Source organism: Sinorhizobium sp. P24N7, assembly GCF_042436655.1.
GTDB classification, from domain to species: Bacteria; Pseudomonadota; Alphaproteobacteria; order Rhizobiales; family Rhizobiaceae; genus Sinorhizobium; species Sinorhizobium meliloti_A.
In genome coordinates, this window is sequence record NZ_JBHMIW010000120.1 from 1 (window position 1) to 466 (window position 466).

Here is a 466-nt window from a genome sequence, read left to right on the forward strand (position 1 = left end):
GGCAGAGCAGCGCGATCACCAGCAGGATGGTGCTCATGGCGCTCGCCATGCCGAAGTCGCGGGTGGTGTTGAACTGCTGGTAGATCATCAGCGGCAGGGTCTGTAGCCCGCCGCCAAGCAGCACGAGGGTGACGAAGCTGCCGTTGGCGATCATGAAGACGAGGATGGCGCCGGTGCCGATCCCGTCGATCGAGAGCGGCAGGGTGATCTCCCAGAAGGTTCGCAGCCGCCCCGCGCCGAGGATTTTCGCCGATTCCTCACGCCGCAGGTCGACGGCCTGCAGGACTGTGGCGATGGAGAGCACCATGAAGGGAACGAGCACGTGCACAAGCGCCGCGATCGCAATCTCCGGCGAATTGGTCAGGCGCAGCGGCGCGGAGAGGAGGCCGAGCTGGTCGACCAGCAGGTTGTTCACCAGCCCCCGCCGGGCGAACAGCACCTGCCAACCGAAGGTGCGCATGATAAT

General features: G+C 65.2%; 1 protein-coding gene. It reads right to left on the reverse strand.

Annotated elements, in window-relative coordinates; genetic code table 11:
- A partial coding sequence (locus ACFHWW_RS34235) for an ABC transporter permease (protein ID WP_379943829.1) occupies window positions 1–466 on the reverse strand: 466 nt, incomplete at both ends.